At 65.7% G+C, this 17537-nt stretch carries 24 protein-coding genes; 2 read left to right on the forward strand and 22 right to left on the reverse strand.

The annotated features are described in order from the left end of the window. Positions 1-10 precede the first annotated feature (10 nt). From ACO076_RS18165 to ACO076_RS18265, 21 genes are all read right to left on the reverse strand, one after another. Positions 11-457, reverse strand: coding sequence for a hypothetical protein (locus ACO076_RS18165; protein WP_421724223.1), 447 nt, complete (start codon positions 455-457; stop codon positions 11-13). Then, positions 454-1995, reverse strand: coding sequence for a DUF2793 domain-containing protein (locus ACO076_RS18170; protein ID WP_421724224.1), 1542 nt, complete (start codon positions 1993-1995; stop codon positions 454-456). Before ACO076_RS18170 ends, ACO076_RS18165 begins: the two co-directional genes overlap by 4 nt. Then, positions 1988-5908, reverse strand: a complete 3921-nt coding sequence (locus ACO076_RS18175; protein ID WP_421724225.1) for a baseplate multidomain protein megatron — start codon at positions 5906-5908, stop codon at positions 1988-1990. Before ACO076_RS18175 ends, ACO076_RS18170 begins: the two co-directional genes overlap by 8 nt. Next, entirely contained in the window at positions 5908-6354 is a 447-nt protein-coding gene (locus ACO076_RS18180; protein WP_421724226.1) for an NlpC/P60 family protein, read from the reverse strand. The genes ACO076_RS18175 and ACO076_RS18180 overlap by 1 nt, the downstream gene beginning before the upstream one ends. Continuing rightward, the gene (locus ACO076_RS18185) at positions 6351-7241 is read right to left on the reverse strand and encodes a DUF2163 domain-containing protein (protein WP_421724227.1); all 891 of its coding nucleotides are present in this window, start codon (positions 7239-7241) and stop codon (positions 6351-6353) included. Before ACO076_RS18185 ends, ACO076_RS18180 begins: the two co-directional genes overlap by 4 nt. Positions 7242-7342: 101 nt before the next feature. Then, positions 7343-7717: a hypothetical protein gene (locus tag ACO076_RS18190; protein ID WP_421724228.1), complete on the reverse strand. Its 375-nt coding sequence runs from the start codon at positions 7715-7717 to the stop codon at positions 7343-7345. A 94-nt stretch (positions 7718-7811) separates the two neighbouring features. Next, the gene (locus ACO076_RS18195; RefSeq protein ID WP_421724229.1) at positions 7812-7976 is read right to left on the reverse strand and encodes a hypothetical protein; all 165 of its coding nucleotides are present in this window, start codon (positions 7974-7976) and stop codon (positions 7812-7814) included. A 77-nt stretch (positions 7977-8053) separates the two neighbouring features. Continuing rightward, positions 8054-8428 carry a hypothetical protein gene (locus ACO076_RS18200; RefSeq protein ID WP_421724230.1) on the reverse strand — a complete coding sequence of 125 codons (375 nt, stop codon included), beginning with the start codon at positions 8426-8428 and terminating at the stop codon, positions 8054-8056. A 122-nt stretch (positions 8429-8550) separates the two neighbouring features. After that, positions 8551-9204 carry a phage distal tail protein, Rcc01695 family gene (locus ACO076_RS18205; protein WP_421724231.1) on the reverse strand — a complete coding sequence of 218 codons (654 nt, stop codon included), beginning with the start codon at positions 9202-9204 and terminating at the stop codon, positions 8551-8553. Positions 9205-9206: 2 nt separating this feature from the next. Further along, complete coding sequence (locus ACO076_RS18210) at positions 9207-9785, reverse strand: phage tail tape measure protein (protein ID WP_421724232.1); 579 nt, start codon at positions 9783-9785, stop codon at positions 9207-9209. Beyond that, positions 9754-9984 (reverse strand): phage tail assembly chaperone, encoded by a 231-nt coding sequence (locus ACO076_RS18215; protein ID WP_421724233.1) that lies wholly within the window; start codon positions 9982-9984, stop codon positions 9754-9756. The genes ACO076_RS18210 and ACO076_RS18215 overlap by 32 nt, the downstream gene beginning before the upstream one ends. Further along, entirely contained in the window at positions 9977-10306 is a 330-nt protein-coding gene (locus ACO076_RS18220) for a gene transfer agent family protein (protein WP_421724234.1), read from the reverse strand. The genes ACO076_RS18215 and ACO076_RS18220 overlap by 8 nt, the downstream gene beginning before the upstream one ends. Beyond that, complete coding sequence (locus tag ACO076_RS18225; RefSeq protein WP_421724235.1) at positions 10303-10716, reverse strand: phage major tail protein, TP901-1 family; 414 nt, start codon at positions 10714-10716, stop codon at positions 10303-10305. Before ACO076_RS18225 ends, ACO076_RS18220 begins: the two co-directional genes overlap by 4 nt. A 43-nt stretch (positions 10717-10759) precedes the next feature. Then, complete coding sequence (locus ACO076_RS18230; protein ID WP_421724236.1) at positions 10760-11164, reverse strand: DUF3168 domain-containing protein; 405 nt, start codon at positions 11162-11164, stop codon at positions 10760-10762. Next, positions 11161-11376 (reverse strand): hypothetical protein, encoded by a 216-nt coding sequence (locus ACO076_RS18235; protein WP_421724237.1) that lies wholly within the window; start codon positions 11374-11376, stop codon positions 11161-11163. Before ACO076_RS18235 ends, ACO076_RS18230 begins: the two co-directional genes overlap by 4 nt. Continuing rightward, on the reverse strand, positions 11373-11708 hold the full coding sequence (locus tag ACO076_RS18240) for a phage head closure protein (RefSeq protein ID WP_421724238.1): 336 nt from the start codon (positions 11706-11708) through the stop codon (positions 11373-11375). The genes ACO076_RS18235 and ACO076_RS18240 overlap by 4 nt, the downstream gene beginning before the upstream one ends. Beyond that, positions 11705-12277 carry a head-tail connector protein gene (locus ACO076_RS18245; RefSeq protein WP_421724239.1) on the reverse strand — a complete coding sequence of 191 codons (573 nt, stop codon included), beginning with the start codon at positions 12275-12277 and terminating at the stop codon, positions 11705-11707. The genes ACO076_RS18240 and ACO076_RS18245 overlap by 4 nt, the downstream gene beginning before the upstream one ends. Positions 12278-12380: 103 nt before the next feature. Further along, positions 12381-13637: a phage major capsid protein gene (locus ACO076_RS18250; protein ID WP_421724240.1), complete on the reverse strand. Its 1257-nt coding sequence runs from the start codon at positions 13635-13637 to the stop codon at positions 12381-12383. A 244-nt stretch (positions 13638-13881) separates the two neighbouring features. Further along, on the reverse strand, positions 13882-14238 hold the full coding sequence (locus ACO076_RS18255; RefSeq protein ID WP_421724241.1) for a hypothetical protein: 357 nt from the start codon (positions 14236-14238) through the stop codon (positions 13882-13884). 79 nt (positions 14239-14317) lie between these two features. Then, on the reverse strand, positions 14318-14560 hold the full coding sequence (locus ACO076_RS18260) for a hypothetical protein (protein WP_421724242.1): 243 nt from the start codon (positions 14558-14560) through the stop codon (positions 14318-14320). 293 nt (positions 14561-14853) lie between these two features. Beyond that, on the reverse strand, positions 14854-15387 hold the full coding sequence (locus ACO076_RS18265) for an HK97 family phage prohead protease (protein ID WP_421724243.1): 534 nt from the start codon (positions 15385-15387) through the stop codon (positions 14854-14856). Positions 15388-15754: 367 nt separating this feature from the next. Here ACO076_RS18265 and ACO076_RS18270 point away from each other — a divergent pair, with 367 nt between their 5' ends. Next, positions 15755-16108 carry a hypothetical protein gene (locus ACO076_RS18270; RefSeq protein WP_421724244.1) on the forward strand — a complete coding sequence of 118 codons (354 nt, stop codon included), beginning with the start codon at positions 15755-15757 and terminating at the stop codon, positions 16106-16108. 200 nt (positions 16109-16308) lie between these two features. Continuing rightward, complete coding sequence (locus ACO076_RS18275; protein WP_421724245.1) at positions 16309-17073, forward strand: hypothetical protein; 765 nt, start codon at positions 16309-16311, stop codon at positions 17071-17073. Between the two features lie 184 nt (positions 17074-17257). Here ACO076_RS18275 and ACO076_RS18280 read toward each other — a convergent pair whose 3' ends face one another. After that, positions 17258-17506: a hypothetical protein gene (locus ACO076_RS18280; protein ID WP_421724246.1), complete on the reverse strand. Its 249-nt coding sequence runs from the start codon at positions 17504-17506 to the stop codon at positions 17258-17260. Between the last annotated feature and the right edge of the window lie 31 nt (positions 17507-17537).

Genomic DNA, 17537 nt, shown 5'->3' on the forward strand with positions numbered 1-17537 from the left:
CTTGTCGACGTCAGGAGGAGCCGCCGGGATCCGGCGCCAGGATTACGGCCGGATCGGCACCGATTACCCCGAGGAGAGCCAGCGCATCCGGATCGTCGGCCCGGATGTCCGGCGTGGTGTAGAACCGTCGCCAGAGCGTCTGGTCGCTGGCGAGCGCAGTGTCGGCCGCTGCGACGAGCGCACCCGTTGGATCGGCGTCCTCCAGGCGACGCAGGATGCGGTAGGTCGGAACGCGCCAGCGGTTGCCCAACGGTCCCGGCAGCTTGTAGCCGCCAAGCCAGGTCGTCAGGTCGTCGGCGTTTGCCCGGGAAGGGACGCCGCCAGCGGAAATAAACGTCTGATAGCGCGGCGAGGCGATGCCCAGGTATGCGCCGTCTGCGCTGGACCAAACCCGCGTCTCGTCTCCATCGATGATCCAGAACCAGTCATAAGGGTTGAAGTCGTCGTGGTGGCTCATGCGATCACGGCTCCATTGTCGGCTGTGCCGGCCACGTCGCCCGGGAAGTATCCCGCGGCCGTCGCGTTGATCTTGCATCCGGCGTTGTAGTTAAGCTGATATTCCTTGCCGGTGGCGGCCCCGGTGAAGGTGGCGCCGGTCCAAGTGATGTCGCCACCGTTCAGCATGTCGAGGAACGCGACGGAGAAGTTCGGCGTCCCGGTGAGCGTCACGGTCTTGCCGGTGCAGCGCAGGATCCCGCCGTCGACGGTGCGGGCGTGGCGGGGCGCCCCGGCAGTGATCGCGTAATCATCGGTGATCATGATGAACCCGCCACGATAGGCGACAATGTGCGCGACCGTGGCACCCGTCCCGAAGATCAGGCCACTCCCCATGTAGAGCGTTCCCGTCTCGCAGGAGAGGCCATACGCACCGGCGACGCTGGCCGTGATCGTCAGATGCTGGACGGTGCAGCGCGCGTAGGATGGGACGTGGATCGCGCCGATGAAGCCGCCGGCATTGTTGTTGACGATGACGTTCGCCGGCGTGACCGGATTCCCCTCGATCACGAGGTCTTCCCGCGTCGCCTGTCCAACACACACGGGCACGGTATGGGCACCGTTATAGGTCCCGTCCGCCAGCCTGACAGTGACCGCGTAGCCGCTGAAGTCGATGGTGGCACAGACATCCAGGGCTTTCTGCAGCGTGAGGAACGCACCGGCGCCCAATGACAGGCCGTTGTTACTGTCGCTGCCGAGCGTCGCATCGACGTAGTACGTACGGTCAGCGCTTAGCGCTTCGCGCGGCGTGAAACCGAGCGACGCCTGTTTCTCCGCGGCGAGTTCATCGACGGCGGCTTGAACATCGCTGGCCGTGAGGCCTGACGTCGCATTGTCGTAAAGGATGGTCGAGACGCCGGTATCCTTGTCGATCCGGATCGACTCCACCCAGCTGCTTCCGTTGGCCGAAACCTTGAAGACGAAGTCGGTGTCGCCCGCCAGGCCAACCTCGGCCCGTCCTGAAAAACCGCTCTGAAACAGAAGAGAGGCGGTGTCGCCGTCCGCCTCCTTGTTGACGACGAAACGCACATCTCCATCGCCGCCGCTCCCGACCTCCAGACCATTGAACAGCACCGCGTTCGACCGAACCGCCAGGCGGTTGGTGGCATCCGCTGTGGCGTTGATCCCGAACTGATCCACCGGACCCAGGAACCCGCCGATGCCTGACCATGCGCCGGCACTGAAAACCAGGGCACCGGAGGCTGCTTGATCGAAGGCGATCCATCCGACTAACGGCGTATAGAACGCCCAGGCGCCGTCCTGAAAGGCGGCGACATCGTTTTGGTGTCCGGACCAGTCACCCGTCGCGCCGGCCGGCACAATGTAGCGATCGCCCTCCGCAGGGCTCACCGGCGGATCGGTCAGAGTCGAATCGATGACCGTAATCGACACCAGGGCGTCGAGCCGGCGGAGCGCTTCGTTGTGAGTGACGTGCTTCTGAGCCTGGGCCCCGGCGAGGTACGGCAGGCCGAGCGTCGGCGAAGCGAGTGGATCAGACATCGAGGGTCCTCTCGAGCGCCAGCCCGGGTCCCTCGGTCGGGCTGATCTGTTGCAGACGAAGGGTGAGTTGAACGGGCGGTGCGCCGAAGTCGGAAACCTGATCGGTGGTCGGGTAAACCCAGGCCGGCTCCGACACCGTCGCGGTGCGGACCGTGGCACCGTTGTCGAGGACCGTCACCAGGTATGATTCCGCGGTCTCGCCGAGCGGCACTTCGACCGGCTCCCAGGGGTCGCCGCCAATCCGGGTCTGGCGAATCCATCCGACGGCGACGTCATTGGAACCGGACTGGCGGACCGCGGTCAGATGCACCGGCGGCAGGCACGTCAGCCCGCGCCGCGCGGGTACAAGTTCGACATCGACGAAATCTTCCGGATCGTAGACCGCGCCCGCCGGACCGCAGCGGGCGGTGAGCGACAACGTCGATTCCGCCTCGCTGATCTCCAGCGGTTCGATCGCGCCGTCGAGCAGAACGAACGTGGCGCCGACCGCGTGCCCGGCAGCCGCAACATCGCCGGTGCCGGCCTGGCCGCGCAGCAGCCCTTCCAGGCGCCAGCGGTCCGTGTCGACCAGCGTTGCGGTCCGGAACTGGATCACCTCGAAGCCGGTCGCCGTGCTCCCGATGGCCGCGGCATTGCCGCCGTTGAGCACGGCGAGGTCCGGAAGGCCTGCCAACGCGCCGCCATAAAGCTGCACCTCGATCGCGCTGGCCATGTCCCAGCGCCCCACTGGTCCGGAGCTGAGCGCCGCTTCCAGTTCGCCGATCACGGCCCGACGCTCGATCGCTTGCCGGGCGACGAACCCGCTGTCGGTCGTTCCGAGCGCAATCGCCACCGGCCCCGTCCAGGGCTCTGCGAACGCCGCCGTCCGTGGTGCGAATGGCGTCTCCTCGCCGGTCAGCAGCGGCAGGTCCATGAACACCATCGCCGGCTGCGACGGAAACGGACCCGGAGACGGCAGGATGACCCGCGCGCCACCCGGGGCGGCGGTGATGATCGACGGCTCGATGCTGCGGCCTTCGATCCGGCGAACCAGCGCGTCTTCGACCCGGGTTACGAGCACGGTGCGGCTAACCCCGTCCGCGTCGACATCGCAGATGTCGGCCGGCTCGAGTCCGAGCGCGCTGCCAGCCAGCGCAAAGCTGTAGGTCTCCCGCCCCGCCCAGAGGTCCTGCAGGATCGACTCCGCCAACCCGTTGGCGACTGCATGCCCCATCGCGGCGGTCGTCGCCCGAACCTGCGTGCGTCCGCTGCCTGTGACCAGACGGCGTGCCGTCGTCGCCGTGGCGCGATAGTCGGCGAGCGGATCGTCAAAACCGATGGAGATCTCCGCCGGAAGCTCGCTTTCCTGCGCCCGGCGGACGGTGACCAGCGGCGCGCTTTCGTCCTCGGCGAGATCGCCCTCGCCAATCGCCGTCGCCGCCTTACGCCCGCGCCGGACGAAACGGATCGCGTCGCTGGTCTCGAACGCTTCGAACATCATCAGCGCGGCAAGCGGTTCGAGCGCCCGGCGCGCGGAAACGATGTTGTCGACCAGGTAGCCGTCGATCACCCCGTCGAGCTCGCCGACATCGTAGTCCGCGATTCCGTAATCCTTGAGGATTTGCTTGACGAGTTCGGATGCCGGCGCCGACCCCAGCCGCCCGGTAACCCAGTGCCCCGTGTCCCAGTTCTCCCCGTCCGACCAGATGTCGAGCAGATATGGAAAGGCCGGAAACGGGCGCGCATCCCAGGTCCAGACATGGCTCATGTCTTGTTCGAGCATCCGACCGCTGTAGCCGGATGCCGAAGGGTTGCTCCCGCCGACATAGTCGGTGTCGTCCGGGTCGAAATAGGTGAGCATCGTCTCGAGGAAACGACGCTGGATGAGGTCGTCGCGCGCGCCGGTCGAATAGTATGGAACAGCGCTCTCCGACGACTTCGGATCGGGAAAGACGTTCGGCTGGTTGGCGCCCTTGTCGACCGCGGGACAGCCGACCTCGGTGAACCAGATCGGCTTGCTCTCCGGCACCCAGGCGGTCGGGCCGCCGGCTTCGGTTCCGCCGGGGCGATTGACGTGCTGGTTCTGCCACCAGTTCTTCAGGTCCTTGTAGCGAAACACCCACGGCTTGCCGTGCGCGCCGTCGGTGATCGCGGTGCGGACCTGATCGTTCCGGTTCGATTTGTTGACGTAGTACCAGTCGAATCCTTCGCCGCCGGCGACGTTGGTCCTGAGATACGCCGTGCTCCGTCCGTTGTCCCAGGTCGCCCCGTCGAGATGGCCGCTGCCGTCGCGCCAGTCGGCGAGCGGCATGTAGTTGTCGATGCCGATGGCGTCGATTGCGCTGCTCGCCCACAGCGGATCGAGATGGAAGTAGACGTCGCCCGATCCGTCGTCGGGCTGGTGGCCGAAATACTCGCTCCAGTCGGCCCCGTAGGAGAGCCGCACCGACGATCCGAGCACGGTGCGGACATCCGTCGCCAGATCGACCAGGGCATCGACGAACGGATAATCGGATGCGCTAGAGCGCAACGTGGAGAGGCCCCGCATCTCCGACCCGATCAGGAACGCGTCGACCACGCCGGCCGCCTTGCACAGATACGCATTGTGCAGGATGAGCCGACGGTAGGACCACTCGTTCGGACCGGTGTAGACGACCGTGTCACCGTTCAGCGAGAAGTCGCCCGGTGTCGCCGTGCCGACGAAACTCGCCACCTGATCCGCCGCCGCGCCGGTCTTGTCCGGCGAGCCCGGCTGCCCCGGCGCCTTCGATGCGGTGATCCGCCCGCGCCACGGATAAGTCGCCTGCTCGGCCCCGCCATAGGGATCGTTCAGCCCATTCCCGCTCGGGATGTCCATCATGATGAACGGGATGAACAGGACCTTGAGGCCCCGGTTGTCGAGATTGCGCATCGCCGCGATCAGCGAGGCATCGCTCGGTGTCCCGCCATAGGCCGGCCGGCCCTGATGTTCGCTCACCAGTCGCGCGGTGGCTCGGGTCAACCCGGCCGCCCGCCAGGCGACCGTCGTCTCGATGGTCCGTGTCGTGACGCCCGGCTGGATGGTGCAGTGATTGGCGCGTAGATCGTCGCCGAACCAGGTCGCGACGAGACCGACGCTCGATAGGTTCGGACACAGCGCCTTCAGTTCGCCGACCGATGCATCCCAGTCGGTCTGGGCGCGGTCGGTGTGCCGGGTGAGCGGCACCCGGTGACCGGGTTTCTTGATCTCCTTGACCGGCGTCGGCGAGTAGCCGAATTCGGTGGCGCCGGGGATCATGGTAATCCCGCGCACCTTCTTCTCAAGCCGCCCGACGGAGCGAATGACCTCGAACGACAGCATCGGAATGCGGTTGCCGAATTTCTCCAGCGGCAGCCGCTCGAAGACAACATACGTCGTCCCGCGATAGCCCGGTGTCTTGTTGCTACCCTGCTTGGCTTCGATGAGGCTGTCGGGATCCTGACCCTCCCCGCCCTCGTAGATCCGCACGTTTGCGCCGGCCATGTTGAACGGACGCCCGTCGGCCCAGACGCGACCGACCCGGTCGATCTTGCCCTCGCACAGGCCGACGGCGAAGTTGGCGTAGTAGCTGTAGCGTTTGATTGTGGTCTCGTTGCCGCCACCACCGCCGCCCCCTTTCCCGCCTCCGCCGGTGGTCTCCTCGGTCACCTCCTCCTCGAAGCGCGTCGCCCATATCACCTGACCGGCGACTCGGACGCGGCCGTAGACGCGCGGCATCGGCGCGCCCTCGCGCGAACTTTGGACATCGAGGTCGGAGAGCCGGCCGGTTTCCAGCGTCTGCTGCTCGGGCCCGAACAGCGACTGGTCGATGGCGTAGCCGGCGATCGCGCCGGCGGCGCGCCCGATCGCGACGCCGACCGGGCCGAACAGGCCGCCGACCACCGCGCCGGCCGTGGAAAGGAGGAGCGTCGCCATCAGTCGGTGATCCCCGGAAACGAAAAAGCAAAGGCGGCGCGTCGCCGCCACCACGGGCTCAGCGCCACGGCAGCGACAGCGGCCCCCTGCTGCGCGTGAATCATGCGGCCATCGTTCGCGACGATCGCCGCATGTTTGGCGGGTAGCGTCGGGCGCCAGCGGAACAGCAGCACGTCACCGTCGCGCGCCGCGTCGAGCGCAGCGGGACACAGGTGCCGCCCGGCCGCGGCGGCGAGCGTCTCTTCACCGTGGGCTTCGGTCCAGTCCGGCGTGTAAGGCGTCAGCGGCTCGGGCTCCGGCCCGACTAGGTCCCGCCACACCCCGCGGATCAGACCGAGGCAGTCGCAGCCGACGCCTTTCAGCGACGCCTGGTGCCGGTAGGGTGTGCCCACCCAGCTCTCGGCGGCCGCCACCACCGCAGCCCGGGTCAGAACTGACCCGCTCATTCGATCACCGGCTTGCCGTTATTGCCGTCGCCCTGGCGCGCGTAGGAGAGCGTGAAGTCGTTGCCTGGCATGTGGGGAAAGCCTCTAAAATTCAATCCGTTGTCGAATTTCTTTCGACAGGTTTCGAACCGCTTGTCGCAGCCCGCGGTCATCGCGAAGGCGTCGCCCGGCGCGATCACAGCGTGCATCGGCTGCCAGAGTTCGATGATCGCATCGCCGCTTTGTCTGCGGTGGGCGCGCACCTCCGCGCCCTGCCCGGCGTTGTCGCCGCCGGTCCAGGTCAACAGACCGCGGTCGAACCAGGCGGTCTCGAAGCCGTCGAGCCCGGTGGCCGAGAATCGCCGTCGGTCGTCGGCCGACACAACGGAGCCCGTTGCCCTGTAGTCGGCGTGATCGAGATTGACGCCGCACCGGGCATCGCCGACATCCGCGTCGCAGGTCGGACGGAAGGCGCGGCCACGCGTCTCGTCGAGCTGCGCCGCCAGACCACGGACCTCGGCCCGGAAGGCGCCGTCCTCGCGGACTACTTCGCCCAGATGGCCTTTGCGCAACAGTTGCCGCTCGGACGGCGTCTGCCAATTGACCCGATAGACTTGGACCTCGGCGTGGTCGTAACGGCCGGCCGCCAGGTCATCGGCATCGAGCCGGTCGGAAGACAGCGCTCCGGCCACCTCCATGCCGCCCACCGCGAACCCGGTGGCACTGACCGCCTCGCTAGCGTCGAAGCCGGACACCGGCTCGTAGTCTGTGCCGCTGAACGACACCGGCCGATCGTGGTCGGTGAAGCCGAGGACGGTTCCGTCGGTCCGCTTGATCCGCCAGCAATGGCACAGCGTCGTCACGCCGGCCGCCAGGTGGGCGGCCAGAGCCGGATCGATCTCACGCATGGGATGTCTCTCGGGTTAGGGTCTCGCAGCGCCGCCGATCACGATTGCGGACGCGATGGCGGCGACCGGAACGGCCTCACGGTTCACAACGGACGATCGTGTCAGTCGATGCCGACTGTGATTCGCTCGCTGGCATTGGTTCCGTCGGTCCAGATCTGCAGGTGGGTGATCGTATTCGGAACCTCGACCCGCAATATCTCCCGATCGACAACGAGTTCGGCGATCAGTCGCCGGCTGGGCGTCTCCAGCGAACCATCGAACAGCAATTGCTTGTCAGGCGTCACGTCCCCGGACGGGCCCATGACGATCTCGGTATCGCCCTCGCTGTCGGGCAGGCAACCAGCCGCAACACACGAAGATGTCGCCCAAATCCGGGGGCGCTTCTTGCCATCGATTTCAGGGTCGTCGTTGCTTGCCGGATCCCTGAAATAGACCAGCGCGTTCAGCACGGGCACCTTCGTTGATACCGCTTTCATCTCGCCCCCGGTCGCGTCACGTGTAGACTCCTTAGCGATTGACGGCCTCCTCCACCTCGGCCTTCACTTCCGGATTGTTGTCGAACACGGTTTTCTACAGGCCCAGGCCGATCTCGGCGACAACCGATGCGATCGCCTTGGCGCACGCTTCGTACTCAGTCGGATCGCAGTGTGTTTTGGTCAGCGGCAGGAGGTCCTGGAGTTCGCGTGCACTCCGCATCGAGCATCTGATCACGTGGCAGGCAACTGGTGTTTCCACGATGGGGCCTCCGCGTTCACTAAAAACAGTTGTACACCCGGTTGCGCCGGCGATCTGGAGGGGCGTGTCGCTTCTCCTCACCCAACGCCAATCGTGACGCGCTTAGTGTCTTGATATCCGTCTGTCCAAATTCGTAGTCGTGTGCGCTCGCTGGGCACACCGACACCCAATACCTCTTCATCGAGGACGGTGGTGACGACGATCCGGTTGCTGGGTGTCTCGATCCACCCGTCGAAAAGCAGCGTCGTGTCAGGAACCATCTCCGCTGACGGTCCAATCGTGATCGCTGTATCGCCGTCGTTGTCGGGCAGACAGCTGACAGCGATGCATGAAGGCCTGACCCAGATCGATGTCGATTTTGGGCCGCCGATTTCAGGATAATCTTCGCTGCGGGGGTCCTTCACATAGAGCAGCGAATTGAGCGTGGCGTGTGTTGTCGAAACGATCTTCACCTGCGCCTCCTGTTGCCGCCGATCGTCCCTCCTTGGCGAAGACTACAGGGCAGACATTGAGGGAACAGTCTTTGGAGTCGGTGAATCTCGTCAAACGCAAGTACCCCCGGGTGTTACGCCCCCTAAAGCCGGATCTCCACCAGCGGGATCGACGGGATGTCGCCTGCGGCAAAACTGGCGAGGTTGATATCGAGGCGATCTGTGTCGAAGCGCACCGGAACGTCGAACGCGAAGCCGGCGCTGATGACGGTGCCGCCGGCCGGAATCGAGCCGGGCTGGAACGTCACGAGGCCGGTGGTGATATCGCAGGTCCAGTCGGTGATTTCGGTCTGCTCGATCCCGTCGACCGCGACCCGCACCGTGCCGCTTTCCGGTTTGGCGATGGTTCGCTGGTAGGGCGCGTGCAGCGCGCCGTAGGTCTTGACGAGCTGGAAGTTGGCGGTCGTCCCGTCGCCATTGCCGATGGTCTGATCGGTCGGGGCGACCGTCGCACCGGGAGTCGCGGCGGAGGAAAAGTCGACCCGGTCGCGCCAGCGGAAACCGTAGAGCCGTCCGCGCCGCTCCTCGAAGAACCCAATCACCGCGTGCAGGTCGTCGATCGACCGGACGCCGTAACCGGCGTTGTAGCGTCGCCGCGAGTCAGCCCAACGGCTGTTGCGCTCCTCATGGCCGGACCCGAGGGTTACGACCTCGGTCAGCCGTTCCGGCCCGCCGGCCGAACCGAACGCGATTGCGGTCGGAAAGCGCACTTCGTGAAAAGGCGTGAGCGCGGGCATGTCTAGAGCCCCCGCCGTCCGCGGCCGACCGCCCGCGCCAGCATGGCGGTGACCTGCGTCTCGGCCTTGGCGAAGCTCTGGGCGTCCGGCGTGGTTACGTTGACGGTGACCGCGATCGGGCGCTGCCCGTCGGTGCTGGCGACCCCGAGGCGGCCGTCGCTGCCGCGCGCCAACGGCAGGACCGCTTCCGCCCCTGCTTCGCCGGCCAGGCCAAGGCCGCCGCGGAGCGGAAATAGCGTCGGGCCGGCGGTCACTCCGCCGCGGGCGAACGGTTTCAGCGCGCCGCCGGCGATGATTCCGCCGCGCGCCAGTCCCGTCCCGGCGAAGACCCCGCCGATCGCACCGCCGATGATGTTGGAAAGCGGCTGCAGCGCTCGGTCGAACGCGATTGTCGCGAGCCGCAGCGCCAGCGCTCTGAGGACGCTTTCGAAGTCTCGTCCGCCAGCAATCGCGGCGCGGAACGCGCCGGTGATCGTCGTCGAGAACACCGACGCCTGACGGCTCAGCTCGGTCAGCTTCGCCGTAAACGGCTGGGTGTTCGCGGTGACGTCAATCGTGATGTCTTCGTTGGGCGTGACCATCGGCCGTCCTGTCTGGAAATCGTTGCATCAGGTGGTGGAGGTCGGACCGCGCCGGCGGTTCGAATGACGGGCCGAACACCGTGTCGGCGGCTGCCGCGAGTTCGCGCGGGGTCATCGCCCAGAAAGCCTGGCTCGACAGAGCGAGACGCCCAAACCCGAGCGCCATCATCGCCCGCCAGGGAAACCGCCCGTCAGCCATCACCGGCAGCGGCGCCGAATGTCGCGGTGAGCAGGTCGGCGACGATCGCGACGAAACCGGCCGCGCCGCCATCCGCCCGCATCCGCGCGACCGAGGCATCGTCGATGTCATTGCCCGCGCCGCGCAAGCCGGCGCCGATGACCCGCACCGCGTCGGCCGCCGTCAGTTGGCCGGCCTCAAACCGCCGCGCCAGCGCCATCAGATCCGGCGCATCAAGTGCCGCTTCGAGTTCGGTCAAAGCACCCAGCGTCAGGCAGAGCACCCACGGTTTCCCGTCGAGCACCGCCTCGACCTCGCCCCGCTGTCGGTTGGCCACGCTCATGCCGCGACAAAGGAGATGGCACCGGCCGACTCCAGCGCCAGCTCGTAGGCCAGTTCGCCGTTGTGTTCGCCGGCATATTCGAGCGCGATGATCTGGAACGGCCCCTCGAGGGTGCCGAAGTCGGGCACCACGATCTGCCAGTTGCGGAGCGTGCCGTCGAAGAACACCTGGCGCACCGTCGCGTCGGTCGCGGCGTCCTTGAAGATGCCCGAGCCGGAGAGACTCGCCCGGCGCACGCCTGCGCCCTCCAGCAGCTCGCGCCACCGGCCGGTGGACTCGGCGTCGGTGACGTCGACGCTCTCGGCGTTGAAGGCGATCTGCCGCGACCGCAATCCGGCGACCGTGGAGAAGACCCCGCCCCCGGTGGTGTCGATCTTGAGAAGGAGGTCCTTCCCCTTTTGCGCTGCCATGAAGCCAGTCCTCGTTAAGTGTCGTCCGCGACCGCGTCGCGGCTCAGAGCGGTTCCGTCACCGCCCGAAACCGCACGCTGGCGGTCCAGGTGATCCGGTCGCGGTCGCGGCGCACGTCCGCCGTCTCGAACCGCAGATTGATGAGGCGATGTCCGTCGAGGGTGAGCGCCGCGTCGTCGAGGATCGCCTGTAGCGCCTCGACGATCGCCCAGCACTCGGCCTTGCCCCGATGCCTTGACCAGACGTTGAGCACCAGGCGGTGCTCGGCCCCGGTTTCGGTCCCGGTGCTCCAGTCGGAGGCGCGCGCCTCGCCGAAGCTGACATAGGGAAAGGTCGGCCCGCGCGGTGGTTCGTCGTAGATGCGATCACCAACCAACGCGCCGACCCCGGAGTCGGCAATCAGCGCGGCGCGGACCGCCGCCTGCAGGGCAAGTGCCGGATGGGTCATCGGATGTCCTCGTCGTCGGTCGATCGCGCCGCCGGCATGACGATCCGGTAAGCGCCCGGACCGCGGCGCAGGATCGTGGTCCGGCCGCCGGTGTCATCGAGCTGCCGGGCCAGGTCCTCGGTGTGTGCCCGCACGGCCCGGTCGATTGCCGGAGCGGCCGACGCCGTCACGCGCTGCGCCACCGTCCGGCCCGGAAAGCCGCGCCCCGTCATGGCGTTTCCTCCTCGACCCGGGCGATGGTAAAGCGTCGTGTCTCGTCCGGGTCGGACGCCACGAGCACGCGAAACACCCGGCCCCGGTAGACGATCCGCATGCCGCCGGCGATGTCGGCGCGATGCCGCATGGTGACGGTGTGGGTGACCACGCCGGTCACATGACCGGCGATGATCCTCTCGGTCTCGTCGAGCGGCCTGATCCGCGCCCAGACACTGGCGACCGCGTTCCAGACGATCGACTCGCCACCCGCGCCGTCTGATGCGCCGACCGCGGACTCGATCGTCATTCGGTGTCGGAGGGCACCGGCGTCGAGGATCGGATCGCTCATACCGTCACCAGCCGGAACGGCGCGACCAGCGCGTCGAAACCGAGCGGTGTCGTCTCGCCGCCTTGATCGTGACCGACCGCACCGCGGTGCTCATACCAATGAGCGACCAGCATCAGGATCGCCTGGCGCAACGGCGCCGGCACGTTGACCGATGTCGCGCCATAGCCGGCGGTCACATCGATCTCGATGCCGTTGAAGGCCTGCCCCACCGCCGTCGGTGCCGAGGTTGCCAACGTCAGTCGGGCCGGCACCGAGACGACGTCGGCGGTGTAATCCTCGGGTGCCACGACCTGGGGCGCGCCCGCGGCGTCAAAGACGGTGACCTTGTCCACCGACATCAGCGGTGCCACGGGCAGGGCCACCACACTGCGCGGCCAGGCGTCGTAGTAGAGCCGCCATGCCTGCTCGATCAGCAGCCGGCGGGTCGCGGCCTCGACGTGAACCCGTGCTGCGACGATTGCCGCGGTGAGCAGCCCGTCGTCGTCAGCCGTATCGAGCCTGAGATGCGCCTTGGCGTCGGCGAGCGATACCGGTTCCAGCGCCGGCCCCGTGATCAGAGCAGCGGTCATGACCTGTCCCTTTGCGCGTGGTCAGTCTTCGGAGATGGACGGGCGGTCCCGTCGAAACGAGACCGCCCTTTTCGGCACGTGTCCTGGGGAGGGACGCGGGGGCTCAGGACGTGCCGAACTTGAGAAGCTTGAGGGCGTCGAAGTCCTGGACGCCGCCGCCGACCCGCTTGGTGGTGTAGAAGAGCACCCAGGGTTTCTTCGAGTAGGGATCACGCAACACCCGCACCCCGACCCGGTCGACCACCAGGTAGCCGCGACGGAAGTCGCCGAAGGCAACGGCCATGGCGTCGACGCCGATATCCGGCATGTCCTCCGCGTCGGTGACCGGGAAATTCATCAGCGTCGCCGCCCCGCCAGCCACCGCCGAGGGCTGCCAGATGTAGTTGCCGTCGACGTCCTTGAACTTGCGGACCGCGCCCTGAGTCCGCCGGTTCATCACCCAGTGGGCGTTCTGCCGATAGCCGGCCTTGAGGGCATAGATAAGATCAACGAGCTGGTCGGAGGGATCGCTCGCCGCGAAGTCGCCCGCCACCCCGGTCGCCAGGTAGCCGATGTTGCCCCACGACCAGGAGGCCTCGGCAACGTTGGTGTAGCTCAGGAAACCGGTAGGCTTGTTGACCCCGTCACCGGCGACGAACGCTGCCCCTTCCTGGGTGGCGAAGGCGGTTTCGACCTCCTCGGCGATCCACGCATCGATGTCGACAATGCTGTCGTCGAGCAGCGTTGAGGTGGCCGCCGGCATCGCATAGAGCTCCATCGCTGGGAACGAGAGTTCGGCCAGCACCGGCGCCGTGGTCTCGTCCCGCATCGCGGTCTCGCCAACCCACCCGGTATTCGCGCCCGTCGTCACGAACGGTTTCTTATAGACGTTCGACGAGACCTGCCGGTTGCCGGCGATCGCCCGGATCGGCGAGACGGCGGCAAGGCGGCGACCGATCTCCCGTTCGGTCTCGTCAGGAACGGTGTAGCCACCGTCCGAACTGACCGCGAGGGTCTTCGACTCCAGCCGCTTCAGTCCGTCCTCGTTTCCGTGGCGCACGTAGCGCTCGAAGGCGGCCTTGTGTTCGGGCGACGCGATCGTGCGCGGTGTGTCGATGCCGAGTGGCGGCCGCCGGCCGGCCAGGACCAGGTGATCGACGGCACGCTTCTGTTCGTCGAGGGCGCGGTTGATCCGATCGACTTTCTCGACCGTCACCACGTCGGCGGTGAGCTTCCGTTCGATCTGGTTCAGCCGGTCGTCGTTGCCGTCCTTAAAATCTTCAAATGTTCGGCGGAATTCGTCGAACGCCGAGGTGAGATCGGTCTCCGCCGACTTCACTTCAGGCGCCACGGCCGATGCGGGAGGGGGGTGTTGGGACATGCTGTCGTTCCTTTCTGGATGACGGTCTCGATGAATGCTGCCGGCGAACCGGCGCCCCCGACGCGTCGACGACGCGTGTCCGAATTCGTTATGGTGCGTTTGTTGCGATGCCGGCGATGCGTCCGCATCGCGTCGCCGGAGGATTGTTCAACGGTCCGCGGTTGGCTCGACGTTGCCGACGGTGATGACCCCGTGACCGCGGGGGCTCAATCCAGTGTTTGGTGCAAACGGTCCCGGCGCGCGCCTACTTCAGCACGCAATGACTGTCGTCGTCGGTGTCGATCAGCCGCTTTGCCAGATCGCGTTGGACTTCCGGGGGCACTTTGACGGTGAACTGAAACCCGTCGACCTCATGGAGCGCCTCCACGGGAACCTCGTGGCGTTCGCGCCCGCCAACCGACAACTGCTCGCCAAAGTCCTGCCACGCCCCGCCCGGCGGCCGGCCGTGGAAGTGACACCAGTCGAACGACACCACCCAGTCCTTGCCCGGCGCCGCTTTTCTCGCCGCCTCGAGAAAAGCACGTCCGACAGCCAGGGCGTCCTCGGACAATCGGAAGACCCCGGGCGGTGTGTACCCTTCACGCTCCAGTGCCTTTGTCATGTCACCGGGCCTCCTCGTCAGCCATTCGCCGTTCGATCCGCGAACTCCCTGCAGGTTCCCGCTCTTCGGCTCGCACGCCTCACAGATACCGGCCGTACTTCTGCATGTCGGACTCGATTTCCTGCTCGAGTTCCGGATAGGCCGCGATAGCCTTGTTGGTTAGCGCGACATTGATTTCGTGAACGGCCGCCGCCACGCCGCGAGCGTAGTCGCGGTATTCCTCCGGACTGCACCCCTCCTTCAATGCGCCCAGGCAGCCGCTGAGTTCGCGTTGGCTGCGAAAAGCGACACGAATGAGGTGCTTGGCAAGTTGCTTGTCCATAACGTCCCTCGTTTCAAGCACCGACGCCCAGGCATTCGTTCATGCACTTGTGGAAGTCGAACTCGTTTAGGTCCACTCCCGGTGGCTGGAACCGCTCAAGCAGCCGATAGCAGAAATCAAGGCATCGTTCATACTCCCGAGATCGAGCCGCGAGTTGCTGACCTGCCGGGGTCGATGTCTGTTTCAAGGTCGAACATCGGTAACACTCCACGGGACGGCCCAAGGGCCACATGCCATCACCGCCGTCGCGGCCCGGATCGCCGCAACCAACGCTGTCCACCCTTCCACCATGATCACATGCCCGGGATCGCGGCACGCACGGTGCGCGTGGCGCGCTCGATCGCGGTGACCAGCGCCGCCTGCTCGTGACCCTTCACCGCCGCGACCCGGGCGTCCGGCAGCATCGGAAACGTCACGACCGAGATTTCCCAGAGATCGACCTCGATCAGCCGCCGCAGCCCGGTCTTGGAATCGGTACGGCCGCGCACGGTCCGGTAGCCGATCGACAACCCGTCGAGCGCCCCCGCCCGCATCAGCGACAGCACCTCGCGCGCCTTGACAACATCAGTGGTCAGCCGGCCACGCACCCGAAGGCCGCGCGTGTCCTCACGCACCTCCTCCCAGACGCCGATCGGCTGGTTCGGGTCGTGCTGGTAGAGCATCTTGATCCCGGCCGCGCCCCGTTTGGCGAGCGATGCCCGGAACGCACCCGGCATGACCACGTCCCGGCCGAGGTCCGCCTGGTCGAAGAGGCTGGCGTAACCGGCAAAAGTCCCGTCGGCATCCACGGCCAGATCGGATCGGGCGAACTTGGTTTCGGTGGCCATCAAGGCACAACACTCCTGTCGGCGCACCGATCTGCGGCGCGATCCGCTGGTGGATGATTCCGTTTCGACTGGTGTTTTTGGGGTCGGCAGCGGAGCCGCAGCTCTCTCCTACCTCAACCCGCGCCCGCACCTCTGTGACAATACCGGGACACTACCGGACCACCGTAACGGTGTCAAGGACTTTTTTCCTACTACCCATTGGCGAGCAGCATGCAAGCAAGCCGGAGCGCACCTCTGTCCATAGGGCAGCATCTGGCCTACGGTCGCCGCCCGGCGGCCAACCCCAATGTTTCTGAGACGATGATCGTTGGCGATCGACAGCTTCAGCGCCAGCGAAGCTGTTCAAATGAGAGAGTGAGACCCTTCCATGAATGTTTCGCAGCACATCGCGGCGGTCCTCGGCCCGACGCTGATCGCCGTAACCGTGTCCGAGGCGATCAATCTGCGCATTTGGGATGGCGTCCATCCAACCGTCGTTTATCTCAACGGCCTACTACTTCTCGTTGGCGGTCTGGTCATCGTCACGATCCACAATCACTGGCAGTTCGACAGCAGGCTCCTCGTGACCGTCTCGGGCTGGCTGCTTGTCATCACCGGCGCTTACCGGATGTTCTTCCCGTCGTCGCCGCAGCGCGCGCCGGGCGTCGCCACATATGCGATTATCACGCTCGTTTGTGCTTTGGGCGTCGCCTTGAGTTTCATGGCGTTTCTCAGGACCTGACGATAAGGCCTCCCGCCCCGTGCGCTCAGCCCAGTATTGCTTTATCTGGCCGTCGAAATCCGCCTGGTTCTGGACTATCCGCCGGCAGTAGCAAGGGCCATCACGATTCTCCGTCTGGCTTGCGTTGAAAGTTGATTCTCTGTATGGCTGTGTTCATGATATGTTCCTCGGCTCGATGGCTTGTCGCAGTAGTGGTCGCAATGACGGCGACCGCGTTGTCGTATGGCGTTGCGCGCGCTCATGACTATACATGTCAGGAGATGCTCGATTACAGCGTCGAAGCGACCAATCGGCTTCTGCACTGGGTGAATGCCGAGCGGAATCGCATCGCAGCCCTTGTGTCACCGCAGGATCGACCGGCTTTCGATGCCCTGATTGCCAAGGGTCAGTGCGAGGCCGCTGAGGCGAACATCCGGATGCGCTTTGCGACGGAGTTTCCTGACTGGCTCTGCTTCTTCGGCCCAGACAGCATGGGCTATACCCGGGAGCGAACCTGGCGCGATCTGATCGCCAAAAATGTCTTTCCCGACCTGCAACTCTGCTTCGCCAACGAGGGACTCGCCGACAGTTTGGCAGCGTTTGCCGAAGCGGGCGCGCCGGTTCCGGTGCCGTTCGGGTTTGACCGATTGATCAACGATGCGGAACGCGAACTCGGGCCGCTGTGGCGGGAGGTAATTGCGTTCAACAGCGCATATTCGAGCTTCAAGACCTCCTGCCTGTACGGCAACTATGAGCCCGCCTGCATCGCCTATGTCGATCTGGCGCGGGACGGCATCATCGAAGACGGTGATGACAGTATGGTCTACTACGTACTCGTCCGCGCGCGGCTCGCCGGCCAGAGCGCCGTCGGGGATAGAGCATTGGAGGACGCGTTCGCCTCACGCCTCGATGCCGACACCCGCGCCGAATTGGCCACAGACGCGCAGGCGTGGCTGGACGAAAACAGCCCGACAGGCGCCGAGTAGCCGGCGCGCTCCGACGCGCGGCATGGCCTAACAGTTCGTCCACCAACCGGAACGTCGCTCTTACGTCGACTGCTGACCGGTCGCGCATCTCTCGTCAGGTAAGCGGCGGCGCTGCCCTATACCCACAGCATCTCGCGTCTTGCACAACCTGCCCTGTTCTCAGACTGTCGTACAAAAGGCCACGTCAGTCGCGATTGGTTTCCAGTAGTGCGAACAAGCGCTCCTGATCGTCGTGCACGCTCTCGTCCCCTTCGAAGACGCTGTACTCGATATGGTCCTCGAAGAACTCCAGCTCCAGACGCACACCAACCATGTCGATTGAGACCATAACTGCATCGTAGCGGTCGTGGCTCAGCCGGTACCAGGCCGCGCCGGAGATATCGTTGAGATGCTGTATGAACTTAAGAAGATCTTTGATTCCAGTCAGCTTCATGGGTAGTCGCTCCTATTTTCGATATTTCCCG

It is taken from the genome of Bauldia sp. (genome assembly GCF_965232525.1).
In the GTDB taxonomy this organism is placed as follows: domain Bacteria; phylum Pseudomonadota; class Alphaproteobacteria; order Rhizobiales; family Kaistiaceae; genus Bauldia.

What these genes read in the sequence shown, in the direction of transcription:
- ACO076_RS18215 (WP_421724233.1), bottom strand. Translation starts at nt 9,984, where the DNA reads ATGGCTGACGGGCGGTTTCCCTGGCGGGCGATGATGGCGCTCGGGTTT.
- ACO076_RS18205 (WP_421724231.1), bottom strand. Translation starts at nt 9,204, where the DNA reads ATGCCCGCGCTCACGCCTTTTCACGAAGTGCGCTTTCCGACCGCAATC.
- ACO076_RS18170 (WP_421724224.1), bottom strand. Translation starts at nt 1,995, where the DNA reads ATGTCTGATCCACTCGCTTCGCCGACGCTCGGCCTGCCGTACCTCGCC.
- ACO076_RS18180 (WP_421724226.1), bottom strand. Translation starts at nt 6,354, where the DNA reads ATGAGCGGGTCAGTTCTGACCCGGGCTGCGGTGGTGGCGGCCGCCGAG.
- ACO076_RS18240 (WP_421724238.1), bottom strand. Translation starts at nt 11,708, where the DNA reads ATGAGCGATCCGATCCTCGACGCCGGTGCCCTCCGACACCGAATGACG.
- ACO076_RS18255 (WP_421724241.1), bottom strand. Translation starts at nt 14,238, where the DNA reads ATGACAAAGGCACTGGAGCGTGAAGGGTACACACCGCCCGGGGTCTTC.
- ACO076_RS18270 (WP_421724244.1), top strand. Translation starts at nt 15,755, where the DNA reads ATGAATGTTTCGCAGCACATCGCGGCGGTCCTCGGCCCGACGCTGATC.
- ACO076_RS18220 (WP_421724234.1), bottom strand. Translation starts at nt 10,306, where the DNA reads ATGAGCGTGGCCAACCGACAGCGGGGCGAGGTCGAGGCGGTGCTCGAC.
- ACO076_RS18265 (WP_421724243.1), bottom strand. Translation starts at nt 15,387, where the DNA reads ATGGCCACCGAAACCAAGTTCGCCCGATCCGATCTGGCCGTGGATGCC.
- ACO076_RS18210 (WP_421724232.1), bottom strand. Translation starts at nt 9,785, where the DNA reads ATGGTCACGCCCAACGAAGACATCACGATTGACGTCACCGCGAACACC.
- ACO076_RS18260 (WP_421724242.1), bottom strand. Translation starts at nt 14,560, where the DNA reads ATGGACAAGCAACTTGCCAAGCACCTCATTCGTGTCGCTTTTCGCAGC.
- ACO076_RS18250 (WP_421724240.1), bottom strand. Translation starts at nt 13,637, where the DNA reads ATGTCCCAACACCCCCCTCCCGCATCGGCCGTGGCGCCTGAAGTGAAG.
- ACO076_RS18235 (WP_421724237.1), bottom strand. Translation starts at nt 11,376, where the DNA reads ATGACGGGGCGCGGCTTTCCGGGCCGGACGGTGGCGCAGCGCGTGACG.
- ACO076_RS18165 (WP_421724223.1), bottom strand. Translation starts at nt 457, where the DNA reads ATGAGCCACCACGACGACTTCAACCCTTATGACTGGTTCTGGATCATC.
- ACO076_RS18245 (WP_421724239.1), bottom strand. Translation starts at nt 12,277, where the DNA reads ATGACCGCTGCTCTGATCACGGGGCCGGCGCTGGAACCGGTATCGCTC.
- ACO076_RS18225 (WP_421724235.1), bottom strand. Translation starts at nt 10,716, where the DNA reads ATGGCAGCGCAAAAGGGGAAGGACCTCCTTCTCAAGATCGACACCACC.
- ACO076_RS18175 (WP_421724225.1), bottom strand. Translation starts at nt 5,908, where the DNA reads ATGGCGACGCTCCTCCTTTCCACGGCCGGCGCGGTGGTCGGCGGCCTG.
- ACO076_RS18275 (WP_421724245.1), top strand. Translation starts at nt 16,309, where the DNA reads ATGACGGCGACCGCGTTGTCGTATGGCGTTGCGCGCGCTCATGACTAT.
- ACO076_RS18190 (WP_421724228.1), bottom strand. Translation starts at nt 7,717, where the DNA reads ATGAAAGCGGTATCAACGAAGGTGCCCGTGCTGAACGCGCTGGTCTAT.
- ACO076_RS18230 (WP_421724236.1), bottom strand. Translation starts at nt 11,164, where the DNA reads ATGACCCATCCGGCACTTGCCCTGCAGGCGGCGGTCCGCGCCGCGCTG.
- ACO076_RS18185 (WP_421724227.1), bottom strand. Translation starts at nt 7,241, where the DNA reads ATGCGTGAGATCGATCCGGCTCTGGCCGCCCACCTGGCGGCCGGCGTG.
- ACO076_RS18280 (WP_421724246.1), bottom strand. Translation starts at nt 17,506, where the DNA reads ATGAAGCTGACTGGAATCAAAGATCTTCTTAAGTTCATACAGCATCTC.